General features: G+C 61.2%; 23 protein-coding genes. 14 read left to right on the top strand and 9 right to left on the bottom strand.

What is annotated here, in order from left to right; genetic code table 11:
* Positions 1 to 297: 297 nt before the first annotated feature.
* The 6 genes from acnD to NCR93_RS30025 all read left to right on the top strand — a co-directional run bounded on the left by acnD (position 298) and on the right by NCR93_RS30025 (position 7,055).
* Positions 298 to 2,895 carry a Fe/S-dependent 2-methylisocitrate dehydratase AcnD gene (gene acnD, locus NCR93_RS30050; RefSeq protein ID WP_175982214.1) on the top strand — a complete coding sequence of 866 codons (2,598 nt, stop codon included), beginning with the start codon at positions 298 to 300 and terminating at the stop codon, positions 2,893 to 2,895.
* Positions 2,896 to 2,919: 24 nt separating this feature from the next.
* Complete coding sequence (prpF, locus tag NCR93_RS30045; protein ID WP_175982215.1) at positions 2,920 to 4,113, top strand: 2-methylaconitate cis-trans isomerase PrpF; 1,194 nt, start codon at positions 2,920 to 2,922, stop codon at positions 4,111 to 4,113.
* 186 nt (positions 4,114 to 4,299) lie between these two features.
* Positions 4,300 to 4,536 (top strand): hypothetical protein, encoded by a 237-nt coding sequence (locus NCR93_RS30040; protein WP_175982216.1) that lies wholly within the window; start codon positions 4,300 to 4,302, stop codon positions 4,534 to 4,536.
* A 209-nt stretch (positions 4,537 to 4,745) separates the two neighbouring features.
* Positions 4,746 to 5,195 carry a DUF2231 domain-containing protein gene (locus NCR93_RS30035; RefSeq protein WP_175982217.1) on the top strand — a complete coding sequence of 150 codons (450 nt, stop codon included), beginning with the start codon at positions 4,746 to 4,748 and terminating at the stop codon, positions 5,193 to 5,195.
* Complete coding sequence (locus NCR93_RS30030; RefSeq protein ID WP_175982218.1) at positions 5,188 to 6,501, top strand: PQQ-dependent sugar dehydrogenase; 1,314 nt, start codon at positions 5,188 to 5,190, stop codon at positions 6,499 to 6,501. Before NCR93_RS30035 ends, NCR93_RS30030 begins: the two co-directional genes overlap by 8 nt.
* A gap of 107 nt (positions 6,502 to 6,608) precedes the next feature.
* On the top strand, positions 6,609 to 7,055 hold the full coding sequence (locus NCR93_RS30025; RefSeq protein WP_175982219.1) for a YjjA family protein: 447 nt from the start codon (positions 6,609 to 6,611) through the stop codon (positions 7,053 to 7,055).
* 46 nt (positions 7,056 to 7,101) lie between these two features.
* Here the strand turns inward: NCR93_RS30025 and NCR93_RS30020 are convergent, their stop codons facing one another.
* Positions 7,102 to 7,455 carry an H-NS histone family protein gene (locus tag NCR93_RS30020; protein ID WP_008345885.1) on the bottom strand — a complete coding sequence of 118 codons (354 nt, stop codon included), beginning with the start codon at positions 7,453 to 7,455 and terminating at the stop codon, positions 7,102 to 7,104.
* 142 nt (positions 7,456 to 7,597) lie between these two features.
* On the opposite strand from NCR93_RS30020, the gene NCR93_RS32085 reads away from it, so the two are divergent.
* Together NCR93_RS32085 and NCR93_RS30010 are read left to right on the top strand one after the other, a co-directional pair.
* The gene (locus NCR93_RS32085; RefSeq protein WP_175982220.1) at positions 7,598 to 7,993 is read left to right on the top strand and encodes a hypothetical protein; all 396 of its coding nucleotides are present in this window, start codon (positions 7,598 to 7,600) and stop codon (positions 7,991 to 7,993) included.
* A gap of 99 nt (positions 7,994 to 8,092) precedes the next feature.
* Positions 8,093 to 8,461, top strand: a complete 369-nt coding sequence (locus NCR93_RS30010) for an NUDIX hydrolase (protein ID WP_175982221.1) — start codon at positions 8,093 to 8,095, stop codon at positions 8,459 to 8,461.
* A gap of 21 nt (positions 8,462 to 8,482) precedes the next feature.
* Here the strand turns inward: NCR93_RS30010 and NCR93_RS30005 are convergent, their stop codons facing one another.
* The 5 genes from NCR93_RS30005 to NCR93_RS29985 all read right to left on the bottom strand — a co-directional run bounded on the left by NCR93_RS30005 (position 8,483) and on the right by NCR93_RS29985 (position 11,926).
* A complete protein-coding gene (locus tag NCR93_RS30005) occupies positions 8,483 to 9,196 on the bottom strand; it encodes a GGDEF domain-containing protein (RefSeq protein WP_175982222.1) in 714 nt (237 codons plus the stop codon).
* A gap of 2 nt (positions 9,197 to 9,198) precedes the next feature.
* Entirely contained in the window at positions 9,199 to 9,594 is a 396-nt protein-coding gene (locus NCR93_RS30000; protein WP_008345890.1) for a DUF1987 domain-containing protein, read from the bottom strand.
* 18 nt (positions 9,595 to 9,612) lie between these two features.
* Positions 9,613 to 10,176, bottom strand: coding sequence for a SiaB family protein kinase (locus tag NCR93_RS29995; RefSeq protein ID WP_008345892.1), 564 nt, complete (start codon positions 10,174 to 10,176; stop codon positions 9,613 to 9,615).
* Positions 10,177 to 10,188: 12 nt separating this feature from the next.
* Positions 10,189 to 11,304 (bottom strand): SpoIIE family protein phosphatase, encoded by a 1,116-nt coding sequence (locus NCR93_RS29990; RefSeq protein ID WP_239295270.1) that lies wholly within the window; start codon positions 11,302 to 11,304, stop codon positions 10,189 to 10,191.
* A gap of 283 nt (positions 11,305 to 11,587) precedes the next feature.
* A complete protein-coding gene (locus NCR93_RS29985) occupies positions 11,588 to 11,926 on the bottom strand; it encodes a cupin domain-containing protein (protein WP_175982224.1) in 339 nt (112 codons plus the stop codon).
* A gap of 159 nt (positions 11,927 to 12,085) precedes the next feature.
* Between NCR93_RS29985 and NCR93_RS29980 the strand changes: the two genes are divergently transcribed.
* Entirely contained in the window at positions 12,086 to 16,036 is a 3,951-nt protein-coding gene (locus NCR93_RS29980) for a chemotaxis protein CheB (RefSeq protein WP_175982225.1), read from the top strand.
* Positions 16,037 to 16,039: 3 nt separating this feature from the next.
* On the opposite strand, the gene NCR93_RS29975 is transcribed toward NCR93_RS29980, so the two are convergent.
* Positions 16,040 to 16,681, bottom strand: a complete 642-nt coding sequence (locus NCR93_RS29975) for an ATP-grasp fold amidoligase family protein (protein ID WP_235366241.1) — start codon at positions 16,679 to 16,681, stop codon at positions 16,040 to 16,042.
* On the opposite strand from NCR93_RS29975, the gene NCR93_RS32080 reads away from it, so the two are divergent.
* The 4 genes from NCR93_RS32080 to NCR93_RS29955 all read left to right on the top strand — a co-directional run bounded on the left by NCR93_RS32080 (position 16,562) and on the right by NCR93_RS29955 (position 21,906).
* The gene (locus NCR93_RS32080) at positions 16,562 to 17,026 is read left to right on the top strand and encodes a hypothetical protein (protein ID WP_239295274.1); all 465 of its coding nucleotides are present in this window, start codon (positions 16,562 to 16,564) and stop codon (positions 17,024 to 17,026) included. The two genes, NCR93_RS29975 and NCR93_RS32080, sit on opposite strands and share 120 nt — an antisense overlap.
* 414 nt (positions 17,027 to 17,440) lie before the next feature.
* On the top strand, positions 17,441 to 18,685 hold the full coding sequence (locus tag NCR93_RS29965) for a hypothetical protein (protein WP_008345902.1): 1,245 nt from the start codon (positions 17,441 to 17,443) through the stop codon (positions 18,683 to 18,685).
* A 377-nt stretch (positions 18,686 to 19,062) separates the two neighbouring features.
* Positions 19,063 to 20,271 (top strand): glycosyltransferase family 4 protein, encoded by a 1,209-nt coding sequence (locus tag NCR93_RS29960; protein WP_239295271.1) that lies wholly within the window; start codon positions 19,063 to 19,065, stop codon positions 20,269 to 20,271.
* A gap of 396 nt (positions 20,272 to 20,667) precedes the next feature.
* Complete coding sequence (locus tag NCR93_RS29955; RefSeq protein WP_008345906.1) at positions 20,668 to 21,906, top strand: glycosyltransferase family 4 protein; 1,239 nt, start codon at positions 20,668 to 20,670, stop codon at positions 21,904 to 21,906.
* A gap of 31 nt (positions 21,907 to 21,937) precedes the next feature.
* Here NCR93_RS29955 and NCR93_RS29950 read toward each other — a convergent pair whose 3' ends face one another.
* Both NCR93_RS29950 and NCR93_RS29945 read right to left on the bottom strand, forming a co-directional pair.
* The gene (locus NCR93_RS29950; protein ID WP_008345908.1) at positions 21,938 to 22,096 is read right to left on the bottom strand and encodes a DUF3563 family protein; all 159 of its coding nucleotides are present in this window, start codon (positions 22,094 to 22,096) and stop codon (positions 21,938 to 21,940) included.
* Positions 22,097 to 22,251: 155 nt separating this feature from the next.
* A complete protein-coding gene (locus NCR93_RS29945; RefSeq protein ID WP_239295272.1) occupies positions 22,252 to 24,045 on the bottom strand; it encodes a serine hydrolase domain-containing protein in 1,794 nt (597 codons plus the stop codon).
* Between the two features lie 312 nt (positions 24,046 to 24,357).
* Between NCR93_RS29945 and bfr the strand changes: the two genes are divergently transcribed.
* Positions 24,358 to 24,834, top strand: coding sequence for a bacterioferritin (gene bfr / locus NCR93_RS29940; protein WP_175982228.1), 477 nt, complete (start codon positions 24,358 to 24,360; stop codon positions 24,832 to 24,834).
* Positions 24,835 to 24,969 lie beyond the last annotated feature (135 nt).

The raw sequence follows: 24,969 nt of genomic DNA, 5'->3' as shown, positions 1-24,969 counted from the left end.
TGGAGCGCGCACATCATCGAGCAACGCATCGACAACAAGATCATCCGGCCGAGCGCGAATTACACCGGTCCGGAGAACCTCGAGTTCGTCCCGCTGGCAAAGCGTGCGTAAAGCGCATCAGCCCTCTTTACGGTGATACGCGAGATCCGTGAAGAGCTTCGGCCCGTCGCCGCGCCGGCGGCGGGTTATTTTTGAAATCGGCGCCTAAAATAGCCCGGATTTCCAGTCGAAGGGGTCTTCCCCACAATACCTTTGAGCATGGCGCGCGAAAGACCATGCCATGACCGAGACACGGCGATGAACACTGCAAACCGCAAACCCCTGCCCGGCACCACACTCGATTACTTCGACGCGCGCGCAGCCGTCGAAGCGATCGCGCCCGGCGCTTATGACAAGCTGCCCTATACCTCGCGCGTGCTCGCCGAGAATCTCGTGCGCCGCTGCGATCCGGCGATCCTCGAACAATCGCTGATGCAGCTCGTCGAACGCAAGCGCGAGCGCGATTTTCCGTGGTTTCCCGCGCGCGTCGTCTGCCACGACATTCTCGGACAGACCGCGCTCGTCGATCTCGCTGGCCTGCGCGACGCGATCGCGGACCAGGGCGGCGATCCCGCGAAGGTGAATCCGGTCGTGCCGGTGCAGCTCATCGTCGATCATTCGCTCGCGGTGGAATGCGGCGGCTTCGATCCGGATGCGTTCGCGAAGAATCGCGCGATCGAAGACCGGCGCAACGAAGATCGTTTCGATTTCATCAACTGGACGAAGAAGGCGTTCAAGAACGTCGATGTGATTCCGCCGGGCAACGGCATCATGCATCAGATCAATCTGGAGCGCATGTCGCCGGTGATTCACGCGGTCGATGGCATCGCGTATCCCGATACGCTCGTCGGCACCGACAGCCACACGCCGCACGTCGATGCGCTCGGCGTCATCGCGATCGGCGTCGGCGGGCTCGAAGCGGAGAATGTAATGCTCGGCCGCGCATCGTGGATGCGTCTGCCGGATATCGTCGGCGTCGAGCTGACGGGCAAGCGTCAGCCGGGCATCACGGCGACCGATATCGTGCTCGCGCTCACCGAATTCCTGCGCAAGGAAAAGGTCGTCGGCGCGTATCTCGAGTTCCATGGCGAAGGCGCGTCGAGCCTCACGCTCGGCGACCGCGCGACGATCTCGAACATGGCGCCCGAATACGGCGCGACCGCCGCGATGTTCCATATCGACGAGCAGACGATCGAGTATCTGCGTCTCACGGGCCGCGACGACAAGCAAGTGAGCCTCGTCGAGCATTACGCGAAAACCGCTGGCCTGTGGGCCGATTCGTTGACGCACGCGGAATACGAACGCGTGTTGCGCTTCGATCTGTCGACGGTCGTGCGCAACATGGCGGGTCCCTCGAATCCGCACAAGCGCCTGCCGGTGTCCGAACTGGCGACGCGCGGCATCGCGGGCAAATGGGAAGAAACGCCGGGGCAGATGCCGGACGGCGCGGTCATCATCGCGGCGATCACGAGTTGCACGAACACCAGCAATCCGCGCAACGTGATCGCGGCGGCGCTCATCGCGCGCAATGCGAATGCGCAAGGTCTCACGCGCAAGCCGTGGGTAAAGTCGTCGCTCGCGCCGGGCTCGAAAGCGGTCGAACTGTATCTGCAGGAATCCGGTCTGTTGCCCGATCTGGAAAAGCTCGGCTTCGGCATCGTCGCGTTCGCGTGCACGACGTGCAATGGCATGTCCGGCGCGCTCGACCCGGCGATCCAGCAGGAGATCATCGATCGCGATCTGTACGCGACCGCCGTGCTGTCCGGCAACCGCAATTTCGACGGCCGCATTCATCCGTATGCGAAGCAGGCGTTTCTCGCGTCGCCGCCGCTCGTCGTCGCGTATGCGATCGCGGGCACGATCCGTTTCGATATCGAACGCGATGCGCTCGGCATCGGCAAGAACGGCCAGCCCGTGTATCTGAAGGACATCTGGCCGAGCGATGAGGAAATCGACACCATCGTCAAACAAAGCGTGAAGCCCGAGCAGTTCCGTCGCGTCTACGAACCGATGTTCGCGTTGACCGCGCAAAGCGGCGAAGCCATCAGCCCGCTCTACGACTGGCGCGCGCAAAGCACCTACATTCGCCGTCCGCCGTATTGGGAAGGCGCGCTTGCAGGCGCTCGCACGCTCAAGGGCATGCGCCCGCTCGCGGTGCTCGGCGACAACATCACGACGGACCATCTCTCGCCGTCCAACGCGATTCTCGCGAACAGCGCGGCCGGCGAATATCTCGCGAAAATGGGCTTGCCCGAAGAGGATTTCAATTCGTACGCGACGCATCGCGGCGATCATCTGACGGCGCAGCGCGCGACGTTCGCGAATCCGACGCTCATCAACGAAATGGCCATCGTCGATGGTCAACAGAAGAAAGGCTCGCTCGCGCGCATCGAACCCGAAGGCCGCGTCACGCGCATGTGGGAAGCCATCGAAACGTATATGGAGCGCAAGCAGCCGCTCATCATCGTCGCGGGTGCGGATTACGGACAAGGCTCGTCGCGCGACTGGGCCGCGAAAGGCGTGCGTCTCGCGGGCGTCGAAGCGATCGTCGCGGAAGGCTTCGAGCGCATTCATCGCACGAACCTGATCGGCATGGGCGTGCTGCCGCTCGAATTCAAGCCGGGCGAAAATCGGCAGACGTTCGGCATCGACGGCACCGAAACCTATGACGTCATCGGCGAGCGCAAGCCGCGTGCTGATCTCACGCTCGTCATCCATCGTGCGAACGGCGAACGCGTCGAAGTGAGCGTGACGTGCCGGCTCGACACGGCCGAGGAAGTCTCGATCTACGAAGCCGGCGGCGTGCTGCAACGCTTCGCGCAGGACTTCCTGGAGTCGTCGAAAGAAGCGGCCTGACATTCAATCAAGGATACGAATCACATGGCACACGCACCTCAGATCAAGATCGCCGCGACCTACATGCGCGGCGGCACCAGCAAGGGCGTTTTCTTTCGCCTGAACGATTTGCCGGAAGCGGCGCGCGTGCCCGGCCCCGCGCGCGATGCGCTCTTTCTGCGCGTGATCGGCAGCCCGGACCCGTATGGCAAGCAGATCGACGGCATGGGCGGCGCGACGTCGAGCACGAGCAAGACGGTCATCGTCTCGAAGAGCGCGCGCGCCGGACATGACGTCGACTATCTCTTCGGCCAGGTCGCCATCGACAAGCCATTCGTCGACTGGAGCGGCAATTGCGGCAATCTTTCGGCGGCGGTCGGTCCGTTCGCGATCACGAGCGGCCTCGTCGATCCCGACCGCGTGCCGGATAACGGCATTGCAATCGTGCGCATCTGGCAGGCGAACATCGGCAAGACGATCATCGCGCATGTGCCGATGACCAACGGCGCCGTCCAGGAAACCGGCGACTTCGAACTCGATGGCGTGACGTTCCCCGCCGCCGAAGTGCAGCTCGAATTTCTCGATCCCGCCGCCGAGGAAGAAGGCGCGGAAGGCGCGATGTTCCCGACTGGCAATCTCGTCGACGATCTGCACGTGCCCGGCGTCGGCACCTTCAAGGCGACGATGATCAACGCGGGCATTCCGACGATCTTCGTGAACGCGGAGGACATCGGCTACAAGGGCACCGAGCTTCAGGACGCGATCAACGGCGACGATGCCGCGTTGAAGCGCTTCGAAACCATTCGCGCATACGGCGCGCTGCGCATGGGACTCATCAAGAGCCTCGATGAAATCGCCAAACGTCAGCACACGCCGAAGATCGCGTTCGTCGCGCGTCCGGCGGAATACGTCGCGTCGAGCGGCAAGCGCATCGGCGCGGACGATGTCGACGTGCTCGTGCGCGCGATGTCGATGGGCAAGCTGCATCACGCGATGATGGGCACGGCGGCGGTCGCCATCGGCACGGCGGCGGCGATTCCGGGCACGCTCGTCAATCTCGCGGCGGGCGGCGGCGAGCGTCAGTCGGTGCGCTTCGGGCATCCGTCGGGCACGTTGCGCGTCGGCGCTGAAGCCGTCGAAGCGAACGGCGAATGGCAAGTGAAGAAAGCGATCATGAGCCGCAGCGCGCGCGTACTGATGGAAGGCCGCGTGTCGGTTCCCGTCGTCGCGCGGGATTGAGTGTCGGGCGCGCGCCGACATCGCGCGATCGAACTGTCGTTCGGAGTACGCCGTTATGCGTCGATAAATTCGAGCGAAACCGATGACCGGCGCGCTCTGCTTCGCTTGGCACAACCTGTGCAAAAGATCGAATGGCGACTCGTCCGTCGCCATTCAATTACTTTTATTTTTGCCGGGAGACCTGCCATGACCACTCTGACCATCACCGACCTGCCGTGCGTCGAAACGATGCATCGCAATGCGATGTCCGCCATTCGCGGCGGCATGCTGTATCTGACGAATCCGGATAGCAAGAAGCTTCCCGAGATGCCGAAGCTGCCCGATTCGTGGCCCGGCGCCGCGCTGCTGAAGGAGCTTCATCTTCCGCCGCCGCTGCCCGCGCTACCGTCCGCGCCTCCGCCGCTGGATCCGCGTCTGCTGTGAGCGGCCGACGATGTCGCACCGAGTTCGAGGTGCGACATCGATCGAAGCGCTTCTTACGTCGTCGATCACGCCGGACCTTCGCTTGAATCCTGTCGAAACAGGCACACCGTTTCATCTCTTCTCCTTTCAAAGAGTCAACAACGAAGTACGCGCGCGGGCATGCCGCATGCGCAAGGGCTAAAAACCACGCGCATTCGGGAAGAGAAGCTATGTCCACTTCATCCGCCACTTCGAGACCTCCATCGAAATTCGCTCCGGCGATATTCGAATTGCTCGATCCCATTCCTTACGGGCTTTTTGTCGGCACGCTGATCTTCGACATCAGCTACGCCATCACGCGCAATGTGTTCTGGGGAAAAGGCGCGGCTTGGCTCGTGACGGCCGGTCTCATCATCGCCATCGTTCCGCGGCTGCTCAATCTCGGTCACGTATGGCTGCAAAAGCGGCGCGCGGTCTCGCGGATCGAACGAATCGATTTCTGGCTCAATCTGATCGCGATCGTCGCCGCTGTCGTCAACGCCTTCGTGCATAGCCGCGATGCCTATGCGATGGTTCCGGAGAACGTCATTCTCTCGGTCATCACCGTGGTGTTTCTGAGCATCGGTCATATCGCGATGGCCATGCACCGGCTCGTTCTCGCGGAGGCGGCTCATGAATAAGCGCACGATGATAGGCGCGCTCGCGATCGCATTCGCGGCATCGATGAGCGGATGCAACGACCACGCGCAGTACGATGCGCAACATCAGGCGGGCGAGAAGCCTCCACTGCCGGACGCACGCAACTTCTTCGCGCCGCCGATGCAGGTTCCCGAATACGTCGGCTGGCGCAACGGCGCGACGCCCAAGGTCGCGGAAGGATTGCGGATCGAAAAGATCGCGTCCGGTCTCGTGCATCCGCGTCAGGTCTACGCGCTGCCGAACGGCGATGTCCTCGTGGCCGAATCCAACAGCCCGAACGAGGAAGCGGTGACGACGCCCAAGCAACTCATCGCCGGATTGATCGCGAGCAAGTCGGGGAAAAAGGCGAAAGGCGCGAATCGCATCACGCTGTTGAGGAAAAGCGCGAGTGGCGAGTGGGAGCGGCATGTGTTCATCGATCAACTGCATTCGCCGTTCGGCATGCAACTGATCGGTGACACGCTCTATGTCGCGGATACCGACGCGATCCTCAAGTTTCCCTACAAGACGGGCGAAACGAGCATCGCCGAGCGCGGCGTCGAGCTGGCCGATCTTCCGGACACGATCAATCATCACTGGACCAAGGCCCTGCTCGCGAGCCCCGATGGCAAGAAGCTCTATGTCGGCGTCGGCTCGAACAGCAATGTCGGCGAGAACGGACTGGAGGTCGAATACCGGCGCGCCGACGTTCTCGAAGTCGACACGGCGACGGGCGCGAGCCGTATCTATGCGGCGGGCATTCGCAATCCGACCGGACTGCAATGGGAACCGAAGTCGAAGCAGCTCTGGGCAATTGCCAACGAACGCGATGAAATCGGTGCGGACCTCGTCCCCGACTATCTGACTTCAGTAAAAGAGAATGCGTTCTATGGCTGGCCGTATAGCTATTACGGACAGCACGTCGATCCACGCGCGCAGCCGCAGCGCCCCGATCTCGTCGCCCGCGCGATTCCGCCCGATTACGCTATCGGTTCGCACGTCGCGCCGCTCGGGCTGGCGTTCTATACGGGCGACAATCTGCCGGCGCAATATCGGGGCGGCGCGTTCATCGGCGAACATGGCAGTTGGGATCGCTCGCCGCTGAGCGGTTATGTCGTGTCCTACGTCGCATTCGAAAACGGCAAGCCTGTCGGCGCGCCGAAAGATGTCGTGACCGGCTTCACATCGGCGGATCAGAAAGAGCTATACGGCGCACCCGTGGGCGTGGCGCAGGATCGCGACGGCGGCCTTCTCATCGCCGATGACGTCGGCAATGTCGTATGGCGCGTCACGGGAACAGGTGGATGATTCGCGCTTGAATATCCGGTACTTTTCAACGAATCGAAACGCGCGCAGTCGATGCCGACCCGCGCGCGTTCATCGTCTATAGTGAGAGATCAAACCTCGGAGGCTCCATGATCTTCTCAAGGCGTCATGTTCTGGCCGGCGGAATCCTGACTGCAGCCCTGCTTACCATTCCAGTAGCTCACGCTCAAATCGGCAATCTGCTCAATCAAGGTAAAGAGAGCAGCAGCGGCGGCGCACTCGGCAACTTGAGCGGCCTGACCGGAGGCTTATCGATGGATTCGCTCACGTCGGGCAGCACGAGCAATGTCGCGGGCGTTATCGAATATTGCGTCAAGAACAACTATCTCGGCGGCAGTGCGTCATCCGTCAAGGACGGGCTGATGAGCAAGCTCGGCGGCTCTGCTTCCAGCGATTCAGGCTATACGAACGGCGCGAAAGGCATTCTGGATAGCGGCAACGGCAAGCAGCTCGACTTGAGCGGTGCGGGGCTGAAGGAACAAGTCACCAAGCAGGTCTGCGACAAGATTCTCGCTCAGGGAAAATCCCTTCTGTAGCGATCTTTTCTTGCCGCCGTGAGCGTGCCTGATCGAAGACTTCGCTTCAGGCCTCGTCGCCGAACAGCGCGGCTTGCGCGGCGGCTTTGGTCGTCTTCGTGGCGCGCGTGTCGGCGAGAAAATCATCGCGATTCTTTCCGACGATCCATTGCGGCGCGCGGCCGCGTCCGCTCCACGTCGCGCCGCCGATGGGATCGCGATACTTCGCTTCCCTGACCGGTTCCTGCGCTTTCGGCTTGCTGCCTGACAGCTCTTCCAGACTGATGCCGTACTGGCGCATCTTCTGCACGATTTCGATCAGCACCTGGCGCGTTTCGCGTTCCTTCGCCTCGGCCAGTTGCTTGTTCAGCGCGTCCTGTTTCGCCAGGAGTTCTGTGATTTCCGGTGTTGTGTAAGCCATTTCCTGATTCAATGTATGTGTATCGACAGCTTGCCGCATTGCCCTTGCGCCGATTCAGCCCGCCCAGCTTGTTCTGCACGGACGTCAACGCTTTGATGTTGCGACCGTGCCCGCCCTTGATAACGGGTCGAAAAATTCGAGCATGGGGAGAATACGCCAGTACAAAGCGCGGAGCATTCTGAAGGCGACGCGAAGCTGGGGAAAATCTTGCGCATCGCTCGTCGTGGATAGCTCTTTCGCTCTTTGCACTCCTTCCGCGATTACCGGCGTCGCCAGTGACGAGAAAGCACTGGCTATTGAGTTCGTTTTCGAGAGTGACGATCCGGCAGTACGCCGGTCGGCTTTGAAGAAAGTGGTTGGCCGTGGCAAAGGCCAGTCACCATCCCTATCCATTTCAATGCCTCGAGTTGAACAAAAAATCGCCTGGCTCAGACATTACCACAATGAACTGGCCGCATCGCATGTTTGTGACCGTTTGATGAAGCGATTTCCGCCTGTTGCGTGTACGCCGCCCGTGCTTTACGAGCTTGCCGAGTGAGTATGGTTCTGTATTAGCATACACAGCTAATCAGGCTCTGCCCGATTCGATGGCGCGTGAAGCGCGTCGAGAATACCTGGAAGTAAAAGGGAGACCGGTTTGAAGAAACGCGCCACCGTGATCTGTCGCAGAGGCAAGCGCATCCTTCTTGTCGCCCGCAGTCAGTCGAAGTGGGCCTTGCCGGGCGGAATACTCAAACGTGGAGAACATCTTTCGGATGCCGCACTGCGCGAGCTTCGGGAAGAAACGCGGTTATCGGGAAAGTCGGCCAAATATCTTTTCGACTTTCGCGGCAAGCAGAAACACCATCACGTGTTTTCCTGCGCAGTCCCGAATCGGGCAAAAGCTCGCCCGAGTAGCGAAATATCCAAATGCCGCTGGGTTCATCTCGACGACATCGCGCGCCTGATAACCAGCGCGCCGACAAGCGATATAGTCAAACTTATGAATCAGCGACGCAGAAAGTAATCGTCAAGAGCGGATATACGCCTATTGATCGGCGACTTCCACGCGATTACGTCCGCTTCGCTTCGCACGATACAGCGCTGCATCGGCGAGGCCGTATGCGATGTCGAAGCCGGTTCCCGCCGCATTATTGCTGATGCCGAAGCTCGCCGTGATGCGTCGATCCACCGGCTCGACGACCAGCGTATCGCTGATCGCCTCACGCATGCGCTCGGCGAGCAGCGCGGCGCTGTGCGGTTCATTTCCGGGCAACAGCACGGTGAATTCCTCGCCGCCCACGCGTCCGATGAAACCCTGATCGCCCACGATGCGCCGCAGGCAATCGACGACGCCGAGAATCACCGCATCGCCGGTGGGATGCCCGAAGTCATCGTTGATCCGCTTGAACTCGTCGATATCGAGCACGATCATCGCCGCGCTCGTCGAGCGCAGCGCTTTCGTGGCCTGCTCGATGACGGCGCTGCGATTCAGCACGCCCGTCAGCGCATCGTGCGACGCGCGATGCGCCAATTGCTGCGCGAGCGTCTGCATCTCGCGCTCGGCGCGGTCGCTGCGCCCGATCAGACGCCGCGTTTCGCGCATGAGGCGCTCGAAATGATCGATGAGTTCCCCCAACGACCGGCGATATTCCGCGGCGCCTGCGTCGGGCGCCGCGTGCATCGCGCGCGCCTTGTCCAGCGCCGCACTTTCGTTCTGGAACAGATCCGGCGTCGGATCGTCGGACGATGTCGATGGCATGCCTACCGTCCCGGATGAGCGATGAGACGGTCGGTGAATTCGATCGCGCGGAAATCGGCCTTCAGTTCTTCGCCGAACTCGGCGATGGTCTCGTCTTCCTCGTCGTGATACCAGTTCATCAATACGCGGCTGCCCGATTGCGCTGCCTGATCGAGCGCGTCGAACATGCTGAACAGCATCTTGGTGCTCGAGCTATTGAAGTAAGTCAGCGCGACGTCGATCGTGACGACGGCTCCGGCATGCTCGGCAAGATACTTGCGCATCTGCTCGATGACGGGCGCATAGAACGCGGCCGCATTCTCGGGATAGGACTCGCCCTTGAGCGACAACGCGTGCTGATCGAAACGCAAATCGACCTCGGGCGATGTCGTCGTGGCGGCAATATAAAAGTTATCCATGTTCTCGTGCCTTCCTGCTCAGATGATGGCCATAAGGCAAAACAGCGTGGTTCCGGGTTCGTCGGCACGCGGATGAAAAGCGAATTCGAGCGGCGCGCTCGCATCGCGCGCCATCGTCAGAAAACCCAGGCCGGCGCCTTTGCTGTCTTCGGGTGTATCCGAACGCAGCGATAGCTTGTACGCCTGCCTTATCTCTTCGAGCGACATGTTGCGAAGCGGCTCGAGCTTGTTACGCAGGCTTTCCACTTCGGCGGTCGCCATCGGATTGACGCATAACATGACGTGATGTTCGCCGTCCTTCGAGATGCATACGGCGCCCTCGCGTATCGCGCCTTCGTCTTCGCTGCCCTGCAAAAGCGCATTCGACGAGTAATGAACGATGTTCTGCGAAAGCTCGACAAACGAAGAGAAGAGCTTGCGGCGCGTCGGACCGCTCACGCCGGCGACTTCCAGTTGCAGCTTCACGACTTCGCCCATGGCCGCGACGATGTTATGCGAGAAATATCCCTTGTGATAGAAGAGAACATTGCGTCGCTGCGCCAGATCGAAAAAGGCGCTGTCCTGATCGAGTAGTTGAGACATGCTTTGAATTGACTAGATACGGGCACAAAAGAACGTGACATCGTCGCGGCGCGGCTGCACGCCTTGCCAATGCGCGAGCGCCTGCCGAACGTGCTCGCAGATCGTCCATGGCGACTCGCCGCGATGTGCGTGGATAACATCGAGAATGCGGCGCCGGCCGAAGGAAATGTTTCGCGGGCCGCCGATCTGATCCGTCAGCCCGTCGGTGCAAATGAAGATCAGGCTGCCGGCCGGAGCCGCAATCGCGCGCAGATTCCACGCGTAGTCCGCGCGGCTGTCGACATAACCTACGCCCATGCGATCGGCCGCGATGGTTTGGAACTCCGCCGCATCGGGCGGGAGAATATGCAGCGCGACGCGCGCGCCCGCGAAATGCAGCACGTTTTCCGAAGCATCGAGCCAGAAAAACGCGGTGTCGAGTCCGTCGTTCGATTGATGCCCGGCGGCATCGCCGTTCACTTGCCCGAGCAAGCCCTTGACGTTGCGATTGACCGCCGCGAGCAACGCAGCCGGATCGCGCGGACCCATCTGCTCGATCGCCTTCGACAGCGACGCCGAAGCAAGCAAGGTCATGAACGCGCCGGGAACGCCGTGACCGGTGCAATCGGCGACCGCACCGAACCAGCCATGCGGGAACGCCGCGAAATGATAGAAGTCGCCGCCGACGACATCGCGCGGTTCCCAGACCATCGCGACATCGCGAAGCTGCGTCGACAATGTGTCGTCGGATGCGCGCAGCATGGCGCGCTGTATCACGCTCGCATATTCGATGCTCTGCATGATCTGGCGGTTCTTCTCCGCCTGCATTTGCGCGACCGCGCTCACGAGTTCGAGGCCGCTGCCCACGCCGGAGAACCGTCCGCCGCGCGTGACGATGAAACCATCGACGAGCGCCTTTTCGCCGGCATCGACGGTTCTGAATGCGAGGGTTTCGATGCTCACGTCCGCTTCGACGATCAGCGGCTCCTTGTCCATGAACGCGATGCAACTCTTCTTGTCGTAAAGCTCGCGATGAAAAGGCTTGCTCATCTGCGACATGAAGATATCGCGGTTGATCAGCCCAATTGGGCGCAATCCTTCGATCACGGCCAGGCTTCCCATGTCGCGGCGCGCGGAGAAGATTTCCATCACCAGTGCATTGGAGCCCTCCGCGTCGACAAAGGGGACTTCCCTGCAAAGATCGCCGGCAGTACGAAGATCTCTCTGCCCGGAAAAACCGCGAAAGCTCGAGAACGCTGAGTGCATGACAACGCTGGCCGATGTATGAAGAAACAGTGCACGCTAAGGCTTCTTCATGAACTTTCGGTGACAAAACGCAGCGTCATTCGCCTCATTGTCGTGAAAGCGTTAAAGCGGCCAAATGCAAACGTTTGCCGCCTGTTCCGCGCTGAAGCACTCTGATTTTTTGTTTTCAGGTCCGGCGTTCGTGATAGATCGCGAGCCATACGGTCGGCTCGACGGCATCCGTCCATGCGACGCGATGCCGGCAATGCGGTTCGATCAGCACATGATCGCCGGGACGCATTTCGAGCAGCGTCGAATCCTCTTCGAATTCGAGCGCGGCCGCGCCCGACAGCAGCACGACCCATTCGGCGCGCGAGTCGTCGTACCAGAATCCTTCGGGGCTCGCGTGCCCCATCGACACGATCCGCTCCACGTTCAGACGCTCTCCGGTGACGAGCATGTCGACACGCTCCTCATTGCCGCGCTTCGCTTCGAAGCTGAAAAGATTACCAGTCTGGATTTGCATGGCTCGACCTCGGTATTGAAACGAACTTGCCGTTCTATCGTGCCCGAGATACGCCGATCGAGCGATCGGAAAAAATACGCGAGTCGAATGGGCGTCGAATTGGCTTCGCACATTCGTGCTAGCCTGAAAGACGGATCTTTTCATCGCGAGGAGTGGCGCGTGCAGATTTCCGATCCGACATCGCTGTCCCGGCTGGAGCAGATTCCGGAGTCCGCCTTCGATCTCATCGTCATTGGCGCGTCGGCGGGCGGGCACATGGCCACGGCCAGTCTCGTCGACGGCCTGCCGAAAGATTTGCCGCTCACGGTCGTGCTGATGATGCACCTGCCGCCCGAAGCAACACTATGGGTCTTCGAACGACTCGCGTATCCGGTCGAATGGATCACCGCCGGCTCGCGCATCGGCGGGCGCAGGCTGATGGTCGCCCCGCCGCACGCCTTCGTGGAATTGCTGCCGGACGGTTCCTTCGTGCTGTCGCCGTGTCCCGGCGGCGCGATCGAACGGCCGATCGACCGGCTCTTCGAATCCGTTGCGCGCAGCTTCGGCCCGCGAGCGATCGGCGCGATCCTGACGGGCCTCGGCCGCGACGGTTCGGTGGGCGCGAACGCGTTGCGCGCCGCCGGCTGCCGCCTGATCGTGCAGAGTCAGGCGAGCGCGGAATATCCGCAAATGCCCGCAGCCGCCATCGCCACGGGCGCGGCGGACATGGTCGTGCCGCTCGACGACATCGGTCAGGTCATCGGCGAGATCGTCTGCGGAACGCCCCAGCCGCGCATGCGCTCGGAGCTGCGCGCCATCAACCGCACGTTCGGCGATGCCGGCGAGATCGCGCATCTGGCGCGAGAGATCGACTGGTGCCGCACGCCGCTCGGATGCGTGCTCGGCTGGCCTGCCGAACTGCAGCTTACCGTACGCACCGCCATCGATTCACCGCAGGCGATGTCGATCCTGTGGGGCTCCGATCTGATTCAGATCTACAACGACCGCTGGCGCGTCTTCCTCGGCGCGAAGCATCCGCTCGCCCTCGGCCGGCCCGCGCACGAGACGTGGCCGGAGGTCTGGACGGACGTGCTCGGACCCATCGCCAAGGGCGTTCTGACTCACGGCGAGGCGGTCGCGGGCGAAGATTTCCCGATCATGATCGACCGGCACGGCTTCGTGGAGGAAGTTTTCGTCACGTTCTCGTACTCGCCCATCCGCGATGTGCAAGGCCGCGTGCTCGGCGTGCAGAACACGGGCTGGGAGACGACGCGCAACGTCGTCGCCGAACGCCGCACGCGCGCATTGCACACGCTCGCGAAGGCGCTTGCCGACGCCTTGTCGCGACGCGAAGCCTGCGAACGCGCCGCCGCCGCGCTCGCCAGCGCGCCGGCGGATTTGCCGTTCGCCCTGATCTATCTGTTCGACGAAACGGGCCAGCAGGCGAGCCTTGCGGGAGCGGCCGGTCTCGAGGCCGGCTGCGCGGCTGCGCCCTACACGCTCTCGATGAACGTCCGGGACGACGGAAGCTGGCCGATGTCCGCGGCGTTGGCGGCGTCGAGATCCGGCGTGCTGACGGGCTTCGCCGTCGACGATCTCGACTGCCGCTTTCCCGGTCTCGAGGCGCCTGTCAAGGCGCCCCGGCGCAGCCAGCGCCCGACGCGCGCGCTGATCATGCCGCTCGGCACCGCGACGCGAGCCCGGCCGCTCGGCGTCCTGATTCTCGGTCTCAGCCCGCATCGGCCTCAGGACGAAGCGCACGCGCACTTCATCGATCTCGTCGTCCAGCAAGTCAGCGGGGGAATCGGCGACGCGCTCGCCAATGAACTGGAGCGCGAGCGGCTGGCGCGGCTCGCCGAAATCGATCGCACGAAGACCGAGTTCTTTTCAAATGTGAGCCACGAATTCCGCACGCCGCTCACGATGATGCTCGCGCCGCTCGACGAGCTGCTGCGCCAGCATCCGTCGCTGCCGGAGAAGGCCGCCGCGAACGTCGTGGTCGCGTCGCGCAATGCACGCCGCCTCTTGCGGCTCGTGAACAGCCTGCTCGATTTCTCGGCCATCGATGTTCAGGGACGGCCCGCCGTCGCGCCGATCAATCTCGGCCGGCTCACCGCGGACATCGTCAGCGCGTTTTCCGGCGCGATCAAGGCGGCGGGACTCGATTGCCGCGTCGCCATCGACATGGACATGCCGCCCGTGCCGGTCAACGTCGAAATGTGGGAGAAGATCGTCTCGAACCTCATTTCGAACGCACTCAAGTTCACGTTCGAAGGCCATATCAGCGTTCGCCTCAAGGCGATCAGGCTGCATGCGGAACTGGAAGTCATCGATACCGGCGTCGGCATTCCGGCGTCGGAGCTGCCGAACGTCTTCACGCGCTTTCATCGCGTGCAGAAATCCCGCGCGCGCACGGCGGAAGGCGCGGGCATCGGTCTCGCGATCGTGAAGGATCTCGTGCAGCGTCTGGGCGGGCAAGTGTCCGTGCGCAGCGAGGAGCATTCCGGCACCACGTTCCAGGTCTGGATTCCGCTGACTTCGCGCCTCGAAACGATCGAGCGCCCGGACCTGAGCGGGCGCGAGCCGGCGCTCGCCGCACTGCTGGCCGATGAAGCGGCGCGCTGGCTTCGGCCGAACGGATCGCTCGAGGACGATGACCTCGTCGAGTTGAGCGCGGCCACGGGACCGAAACGCGGCCGCGTGCTGGTCGTCGACGACAATGCGGATGTTCGCGAGCATCTGCAACGTCTGCTCGGCGCGCGCTGGGAAGTGGACGTCGCGCCCGACGGCACGCTCGCGCTTGCTCAGGCGCATCGGCACCGGCCCGAGCTGATCCTCGCGGATGTCATGATGCCCGGCATGGACGGCTTCGCTCTATTGCGCGCGATACGCGAGGACGATGCGCTCAGGGACACGCCTGTCATCCTTCTCACGGCCTACGCCGGCGAAGACTCCGCGATCAAGGGGCTCAAGGCCGGCGCCGACGACTATGTCGCGAAGCCGTTTTCCGCGCGCGAGCTGCTGGCGCGCGTCGAAGGGCAGATCGAGCTGTCACGCTCGCGCTTACGCACGCGGGAAGTCAACGCGTTTCTGGTGCGCTTCTCGAACGCGGCGCGCGATCTCACCGATCCGCAAAGCATGATGCACCTGGCTTGCCGGATGGTCGCGGGGCAACTGGACACCGAGCAGGTCGAGTGGCTGCCGATCGAAGGTCGCGCGACCTGTGAGCCATTCGCGTCGGCGTACGAGCGAGGCCAGTCGGTCGTCATCAGCGATACGCAGGCCGATCCGCGTCTGTCCGCGACGATCAGGCAGAGCCTTGCCGAAGACGGCATCGGCGCGGCTGTTTTCGTCCCGGTGATGGCCGAAGGCCGCTTGCGCGGGCTTCTTCGCGTGACGCAACGCACGTCCCGCCGCTGGATGCCGGAGATGGTCGCGCTGGTCGAAGGCGTTGCGGGCCGTTGTTGGGCCGAGGTCGAGCGCGCCCGTTCGGCGGACGCGCTGCGCGACGCGCTAGAACACGAATCCGCGCTGCTCATGGAACTGAGGCGCCGGGTACGCGGCATCATCGCCGAGATCATCTCGATCAACGCGCGCACCGCCGATGGCGCGGGAAGCGTCGAACGCCATGCGTCGCTCATGAACGGGCGGCTGCAAGCGCTCGCGCGCATCGAGCAAGCGCTTGCCGATGGACTGAACGTCGAAGTGGATCTGCACGACATCGTGCGTCTCGAGATCGATGCGCTGGGCGAAACGAACGGCAAGTTCGATATCGACGGAGAGCATGCCGCGCTTTCATCGGAAGCCGCCGAGACGATGACGATGATCGTCCACGAGCTCGTCGTCAACGCACTGGAATACGGCGCGCTTTCGGCGGATGGCGGAGTCGTGACGATTCGCTGGGCGCGCGTCGACCGAAGCGGCGCGACGTGGCTCTGCTTCGACTGGACCGAACATGGCGGGCCCGTGCTCGACGCGTCGGCGAACGTTCGACGACGCGGCTTCGGCACGGAGATGATCGAACGCAAGGTCGCCGACGAGCTCAATGGAAGCGGCCGGCTGGAGATCGGGCGGAACGGCGCGCGATGTCACATCGAGTTTCCGCTGGGCGACACGCGCGGCCGGCCGTGAACGTTACATGAGGCTTCCCCACTCGTAGTCCACCTTGTCGGGATGCAGCGCGAACATGCCAGCGCCCGGCGTGAACGTCAGCTCGCCGAAGTAAATCCGGTCTTTCGCATCGTACAGATCGACGCGCACGAATTCGAAATCGCTCGACAGCTTTCGCGCGATCGAAACGAGCGCATCCAGATTCGCCGGTCGCGGAGCCGGAGTCGGGCTGCGCGGATAGTGGCCCATGCCGATATCAAGAAGATTCCAGTCCGCGTCGTACATGTCGCCGCGCGGGCTTCCGAAACGATCCGAAATAACGAGGATGAATATCTTCGGATCGCCCGACTGCTTGTTGAAGACATGAAACTTCAGATCCGGCGGGACCTTTCCATCTTCTCCGGTAAGAAGTGCCTCGAAGAAAATGCGCCGCTCGATGGTTCGGTAATGTCGTTCGCGTGCAATCGCATAAAAGTCGGTCGATAACCAGCTTTTCGCCATTGCATCGAGTTTCTCGAATGACGTTTCGTTCTTGTCGCGCACGACATGCACGAATCCGCTGCCGTGATTCGCCTTCATGACGAAGGATTGGGGAAGCGCATCGAAAACACTTCTCGTGAAATCGGATGGTTCAGCAACCAGCGGCACGAGATACTCGCTGCCGATCTTTTCCGCAACGTATTCACGTACTTTCAGCTTGTCGCTGAGGTCGCCGAAGCGTGGATCGGGTTCGAGGCAGCGCCGCAGGATTTTTTCATTGAATGTCGTCGGATTGCGCAGCTTTGGAAATCGTCCGATCCGGCGACGATGATAAATGGTCAAGTACAGGTTATCGGGCAACCAGTCCCTTACGCTGTGAAACAACGTCTTCGAGAGAGTCATTTACTCCCCTCCTTTATTCTGTACGTCAGACGAAACCCCGTCCGCCCCTTTCTCCGGCCGCGCGTTAAATGCGAACCGAATTTCGCCGCGGCGCTGTTCATTGCCGTCGGCACTTCATCGAAACCTTGATTTTCTGCTGAATCGTGGACTGCACGTATGTACGCGAACGCACACACCCGAAAACCACGGTGTCAGAACACGTTTCCAAAAGTTGCTTTGCTTGCGACGACATTTCTTCGACGTTAAATTTCCTCGGGCCGGCGAATCAGATAACCGGACCGGTTTCTCTCTTTCGATGAGTCGCTGGACTTCACCGACGCAAGTCAGACCATAACGCATCCGGTCGATAGACGAGCGTCGTAGCGACAGGCGTCAACATTTGCGTCAATCGTATCGAGACCGTCTCCACGAGCAAGCGCGTTTCTTGCATCGAGAGCGGCTCGCGATGCTTCCGATGCCGGATGCACGCCACGCATGCGTCGCGCATGCGGCCGCAGTGCAACCCGCAACACCTTCAGAAATCCTTAGGGGCGGAGTCGACACATGCTCAAAGAGAAACAGATGAACACGCGCTGGATGACAAGCGCACTCGCGGCCGCAGCGCTCGCATTGCTCGCCGCTTGCGGTGGCGGCGGCGGTTCGGGCAACGGATCAAGCTCGCCCACGAGCTCGGGCGAAGGCGGTGCAAGCTCACCGGGCGGCGCGAGCGCACCCTCCGGCGCGAGCACGCCTTCGACGACGACCGGCACGCCGACGCTCGCCGCCGCGACTGCAGTCGTCGATGGTACGACGATCGGCGCATCGCAATGGAGCGACGGCTCGACATCGACGGGCGGCACCGGCCAGGCCGTCGCCAATCTGAACTGCACGGTCGCCGGCAATAAATACAGCTATTCACATCTGTCGATTTATCAAAACGGTAAGCAACTCTCGTTGCCGGCGAACGTCGGATACGTGAAGCCGACCATGGCGAAGCAGACGGGTTGCGTGTATCCGGTCCACACCGTCGATGCCTCGGGCAAGATCCGCATGGACGTGACATCGAATGCGTCTTACACGCTCGGGCAGTTCTTCTCCGTCTGGGGTCAGCCGCTCAGCACGACCAACGTGGCGGGCCTCACTGGCAATGTGACCGCGTGGGTGAACACGGGCGGCACGCTCACCAAATACACCGGCGATCTTTCGAGCCTCGTGCTGCCGGACAAGGGCGAAGTGACGCTCGTCATCGGCGCGACGCCGACGCAGATCGCGACCTATACGTGGACCGATCCGCCGCCGTTCACGTCGACGGTGACGACGCTCAGCTACGGCGGCCTGGTGGGCAATCTGTACTTTACCGATGGCAATACGGCGACGGGCGGCACCGGCGCGCCGGTCGATGGCCTGATCTGCGCGGCGGGCATGGCCGAGACGTTCCACGTTCACTCGCACGTCGCCATCTTCAAGGACGGGCAGTGGCTCGCGTTCCCGAAGAATGTCGGCATCTTGTCTTCGTGTAACTATGAAACGCACACGCATGACAACACCGGCATCATTCATATCGAAACGCCGAACTTCAAGGACTTCACGCTCGGCCAGGTATTCGATGTCTGGGGCATGCCGCTTTCGAGCACGAACGTTGCGGGCATCACCGGCGACATCGTCGTCTATATCAACGATAACGGCGACGTGCGGCGCTACACGGGCGATCCGCGCAACATTCCGCTGACGTCCCTGCGGGATATCACGTTCCAGATCGGCAAGCCTTTGACCACGCTTCCGACTTATTCGTGGTACGAGCCGCAGTAACGACAGCATGAACGCCGCGGTTCAGGCCGCGGCGTTCGATCACTGCCCGCATTCCTCTTTCTTTCAACACCCAATGTCATCGGCGTCTATGTTCGGCACCACATTGAACGCCGGTGCACAAGCTGCTATGTTTTCCGCATCGCAGTCGAGCCGAAATGCGCTCGCGCGAGTATCTGTCATGGCAGAGACAAGCACGGCTCGACGATTCTTTAAACACGACGTTAGCTCGCCGTCGAGTATGATGATTTCAATACCTGCCTTGTCTTCCGGGGTTTTTCCGTCGTTTGACCGATCGTCGAACCCTGAGAGCGTTACGCTCTGCCGTGTCTTTGCATAGGCTTTTCCAAGGGGACTTCGTCGTCGTGAAGATACTGATCGTGAACACACTCTATTTTCCGGATGAACCCGGAGGGGCCGAAGTATCTACGCGACTACTGGCCGAGGGTCTGGTCAGGGCAGGCATCGAAGTCTGTGTGGTCTGCGCGACCGGATCGGGTGTCGACCATGTGGACAACGTGAATGGTGTGAAGGTCTATCGGCTTCGCTCGGTCAATCTTTACTGGCCGCATCTGCGCGAGAAGCACGGCCGCGTCGCCAAGCTGATCTGGCATGCCATCGATGTCTATAACGTCATCATGTCGCGCAAGCTCGCGAGCATCATCGCGCGTGAAAAGCCGGACGTGATCAGCACCAGCAATCTGTCTTGCCTCTCTGTCGATATCTGGCGTCTCGCACGCAATGCCGGCGTGCCGATCGTGCATACGGCGCGCGATTACTATCTGATGTGTCCGACCGCGATCATGTTCTCGCATTCGAAGCCATGCCAGCGGCAGTGCGGCGTGTGCTCGGTGTATGCGCAGCCCAAGCGCATCGCGTCGGCGCGCGTCGCGGTCGCTGTCGGCGTGAGTCGCTTCGTGTTGCAAAAGCATCTGGAAAGCGGCTACTTTTCGCGTGCGTCGCGCACGGCGGTCATCTATAACGCGTGCGAATCGCTTGAAACTTCGACTGCGCCGCCGCGCACGCGCCGTTATACAGGCGGCCCCGTGCGACTCGGCATACTCGGGCGCGTGTCGCGGGAGAAAGGGCTGGAAGTGCTGCTCGAGCAATTGCTCGCGGACGATACGCTGCAATGGACGCTAGCCGTCGGCGGCCATGCGGATGCCGATTATCTTCAGGCGCTCAAGTCGAAGTACGACGATCCGCGCATCGAATATCTCGGCCGCGTGAAGTCCGACGCGTTCTACGACAGCATCGACATTCTCGTGGTGCCATCGATCTGGAATGAACCGTTCGGGAGGGTCACGGTCGAAGCGTATTCGCACGGCGTGCCGGTCGTCGGTGCAAACACGGGCGGCATTCCCGAAGTCATCGAGCCGCGCACGAATCTGGTGTTCGACATCGCGCAGCCCTCTTCGATCATCGGCAAGCTGCATGAAGCGGTGGCGTTGCTCGACGACCCGCGCGTGCACGAGCGTTTCCGCGAATATGCGCGGCGCTTCAACGTCGATGCGATGGTCGAGTCATATCGCGCGCTGTATGAAAGCGTGCTCGAAGAACAGGCGCTGCCACGCGCCGTATGTCCGTAACCTTGCCACGGTCCATATCGTTTTTGCTGCTGGCCACAAGGTAAAAATCGGGCTATCGATTCATAAGGAAGACGCAAAGCATGTAGGCAGCACGCAAATTGAAAAAACGCGATACCCCTTGCTTTCATGGGGTAAACTGGGCCGCACACCTTGCAGGATCAAAGTTCAGCTCGAACGACCGCACTCGATTTCCAATCCTGTCGTCGATCGGATCGAGGTGACGCGGCGCCAACTGTCAGCCATCAGCTCATACGCTGTAGAACCGGAGCCGCGACACATGAAGGGTCATCCGCCCCGTCACATCATCGGCAAGCGCTCAACAAGCTACGGCGCGCGCGAAGACTTTCGCACCGCCAAGCCGCCGGCTCGTAGTGATCTGCATCCTGTCCATACGCCGTGAAAGTACTGATCGCGAACACGTTATATTTTCCAGACGAGGTCGGCGGCGCCGAAGTTGCGACGCGACTCCTTGCCGATGGCCTCATCAAGGCAGGCATAGAGGTTTGCGTGGTCTGCGCGACCGGCACAGGCGACGATCGCAATGAAGTCGTCAACGGCGCGAAGGTCTATCGTCTGCGTTCGACCAATCTCTATTGGCCGCATGCGCCTGGCGAGCATTCCCGCGTCGCCAAGCTGATCTGGCACGCGATCGACGTGCGCAACACGTCGATGACGCGAAAGCTCGCCGAGATCATCGAGCGCGAGAAGCCGGACATCATTCATACTGCCAACCTCTCGTGTCTTTCCGTCGATGCATGGCGCGTCGCCAACAACGCGGGCGTGCCTATCGTACATACGATCCACGATTACTATCTGTTGTGCCCGACGGCGAGCATGCTCACGGCCGGCAAGCCCTGCGCGAGTCAGTGCGGCGTGTGCTCGCTGTATGCGAAGCCGAAGCAGATCGCATCCGCGCAGGTCAGCGTTGCGGTCGGCGTCAGCGATTTCGTCTTGCAGAAGCATCTCGAGAGCGGTTTTTTCTCGCGTGCGGCAAAGACGACCGTCATCAACAATTGCTATCAGCCGGCCATGGATTCCGTCGCGGCACAGCATTCGAGACAAGATGGAAACGCTCCATTGCGACTCGGCATGCTCGGGCGCGTGCTGCCTGAAAAGGGCGTCGAGTTGCTGCTGGAACAACTGCTCGCAGACCAGACGCTCGACTGGACACTCTCGATCGGCGGCACCGGAGATCAGGACTTCGTCGATTCGGTCAAGACGAAATACGCGGACCCGCGCGTGACTTTCCTCGGACGGGTCGATCCTTCGGATTTCCTGAGCAGCATCGATATTCTGGTGGTGCCGTCCGTGTGGAACGAACCGTTCGGGCTGGTCGTCCTCGAAGCGTATTCGCATGGCGTGCCCGTCGTCGGATCGAATATGGGCGGCATTCCCGAGATCATCGAGCCGCGTTCGAATCTCCTGTTCGACGTCGGCCGGCCCGAGACGTTGATCGACAAAATTCACGAGGCGACCGCCTTGCTCGACGATCCGTCTACGCGCGACCGGCTGCGCCAGCATGCGCGCAAATTCAGTCTCGATGCGATGATCCGCTCCTACGTCGAACTGTACGAAGGAATGGTCTGCCTCGAAGATCGAAAGCCGTGGCTCGCGACAGGACGTGAGGCGAATTGAGCCGCGGATGTTTCATGCGGGTCTTCGCGCATCAAAACGACATGCTGTAAGCGCGGTCTTCGTCTTCGACGTTACGCATGCGGCGTTCGAGATCGGCAAGATCGCCTGACGACGCGAGATAAGCGCTGTGCGAAGGCATGTCGGTACGGGAAACCAGCTTGCCGAGAAGATGCGAAAGCAGTGCGAACATGATGTGCTCCTTGTCGTGTAGGAGGCGGCGTTTGCCGTATCGCTTCACCGCCTGACGCAGCGCGCATGACGTTCGTTCGTCGAACCTGCTTCACATGCATCGCCGATGTGAAGCAGGTTACTTCCCGTGAATTAGCTTCGAATGAGTGCTTTCATTCAAGCCTTCGCGTAAATCGAGCTTCCGAGCGTCAGTGTCGTGCCGCCACTCGCTGACGCAAAGCGGATCTCATAGAGATCGCGACCGAAGTTACCAGGCACCTTGACCGACATGCCGCCGCGATCGTCCGAAAGCGGCACGAAGAGTTGATAGCGAAGGTCCGTGTTGCCGTACAGCACATAACCCGGCAGTTCGGGCAACGTGGTCAGGTAAGCCGGTTCGTTTCCATCGATGACGATCGGCACGGCCGTTGGCGAATCGTTCGTCAGGGTCCATTGCGTGTCTAAACGCTGCTGCCATGCGGTGTCGAGCGGCGTGAGCGCGGCGAGTTGCTGACCGACCGGCAGCGTGAGATACGCGTAACCCGCGCCTGGCACCACACGCTTCATCAGATAGCGATAGCTGTACGCGTGGCCGTTCTCATCGGTTCCGGAAGCGACCGTGAAGCGATACGAGGCGCTATCGCTGTTGCTCCACCACCATCCGTCACTGCGATACTGGTATGCGCCAAGCTGCGTCCACGCACGCTTCTTTCCATCCCACTGGTTCAATTGCAGGCTGCCGTCCGGATTCGCGATCACCTGGAATGGCGAGTCGGAATTGCCGTAGATACCGCCAGCCGTGACGATGTTCGGCCCCGATGCGGCCGACGGCGCCGTCGTGCTGACCTTGGCCGGCAGCGAGGCGATCGAGCCGTCCTCTTTCAGCGCGGAGAGCACGAGCGATTCGGCGATCTTGCGAGCGTCGTAGCCCGAATTGCCCGTGATCATCAGCGCGAGTTGCGCCTGTGGCACGACAAAGAACTCGCTCGAATAGAAGGCCGTTCCGCCGTCCTTTTCCCATCCGAGGACGCCTGCTGCATCGAGCGCCGGTTGCCTGATCGAGTCCCAGCCGAGTCCCCATTTCCATTCGGGCGACGGATTAATCAGGAGTCCGGTAGTTTGATCCGTGCCCATCTGCGCGATGCCCGCCGCCGATACTACGCGCTGCCCCTGAAACATGCCGCCGCCGATGATCATCTGCGCGAGATTCATCATGTCGCCGGGCGTGGAGCTCAACCCGCCCGTCGCATAGGCGTTGACGAATTCCTGATACTGCGTGCCGTTCGCAAACGGATACGAGAACGAGCCGCTGCTCGGCACGCTCGTTAGATAGCTGGAGTTCGTCATCTTCAGCGGCGCGAGGATGTTCGCTTCCACGAAGCTTGCGAAGCTCTGCCCTGTCATCGCGAGGACGATCTGCTCGATCATCGTGAAGCCGTCGTTGCAATACACGGCAAGCTCGCCGGGGTAATGCTTCAGATGCGTATTCGCGAGTTCGGCTTGCGTATCGGCTGCGTAGCCGGGAACCGGCGCGAACGTGAAGAGATTGCGCGAATTCGTGCCCGGCAGTCCCGACGAATGCGAGAGCAACTGGCGCGTCGTGATCTTCGCGTACTCGGGCGAGAGCATCGTGAATGTCGGGAGATAACGGACGATCGGCGTATCGAGCGTGATCAGTCCGCGATCCTGGAGGATCGTCGCTGCGAGCGCCGCAAACAGCTTGCTGACGGAGCCGATGTTGAAACGCGTCTGGGTCGTCGCCTTGGTTTGGTTCGGCACCGACGATACGCCGAACGCCTGCTGCCAGAACACGTTGCTGCCCTTGAGCATGGCCACCGATATTGCCGCGACGGGCTGCGTCGGATTGCCGATGGCCTGCTGGATTGCCTGCTGCCCCATGGCGACGGTTTGAGGATAGGACTGGGAGTCGGCGTTATCGCTGCCGCAGCCGGGAAGAAGTGTCGCGAGCATTCCGGCGCCGGCCATGCCGAGGAACTGCCGACGGCCCGTGCTCGCTATATTCGGGCTGAAGATTGAAGGGGCGCGGGTACGGTTCGATCGGGGCACGACGTCTCTCCTTGTTGTTATCTGCAAGGCGTACTCTGTGCGGCTCGTTCCTTTTGCGCTCGATTATAGGCATGAAAATCGCGCAATCGAGGGAAGTTTCCGCTACGCGGGCGGATGCGGCAGTGTCGCCACTAATGCGAATGAATCTCGTTGTCGGCTCGTCATCGCCGAACGTCTATTCTGAGTGTGTGGCAACGCGACCAGGCGGGAGACGGTATGCAAGGCGATTCGAAAGTGATTGACTACCTCAATGCCGAGCTGAAGAACGAACTGACGGCCGTGCATCAGTATCTTTTGCACGCGCGTCTCTATCAGCATTGGGGATTTGAAGAACTCGGCGCGCACGAATACGACGAGTCGATGGACGAGTTGACGCATGCTGACAAGCTGATCGAGCGAATCCTCATGCTCGATGGACTGCCGAATTTGCAGGATCTTCATGCGTTGGCCATTGGCAAGCAGACGCTCGAAGCTCTGCAGAACGACCTCAAGCTCGAGCAGGCGGCCCAAGCGCAATGCAAGGAGGGGATCGTCTATTGCGAATCGGTGCGGGACTTTGTCTCAAGAGGGATTCTGGTCGAACTGCTCGACGCTACCGAGGATCACATCGATTGGCTGGAGATTCAGATCGACCTCATCGACAAAATCGGCATCGAGAATTATCAGCAATCGGCTATTCGCAAGCTGGCGTGAGATGCTTTGAAAATCCCAACGCAAAAACCCCACCTTTTGGGGTGGGGTTTTTGTTTGGAGCATGAGGAGCCTGACGATTACCTACTTTCACACGGGTATCCGCACTATCATCGGCGTGGAGTCGTTTCACGGTCC

The sequence above is a fragment of the Caballeronia sp. ATUFL_F1_KS39 genome (assembly GCF_023630985.1).
GTDB lineage: Bacteria > Pseudomonadota > Gammaproteobacteria > Burkholderiales > Burkholderiaceae > Caballeronia > Caballeronia zhejiangensis.
The sequence above is the reverse complement of the archived record's forward strand: the minus strand, read 5'-3'. Positions and strand labels throughout refer to the sequence as shown.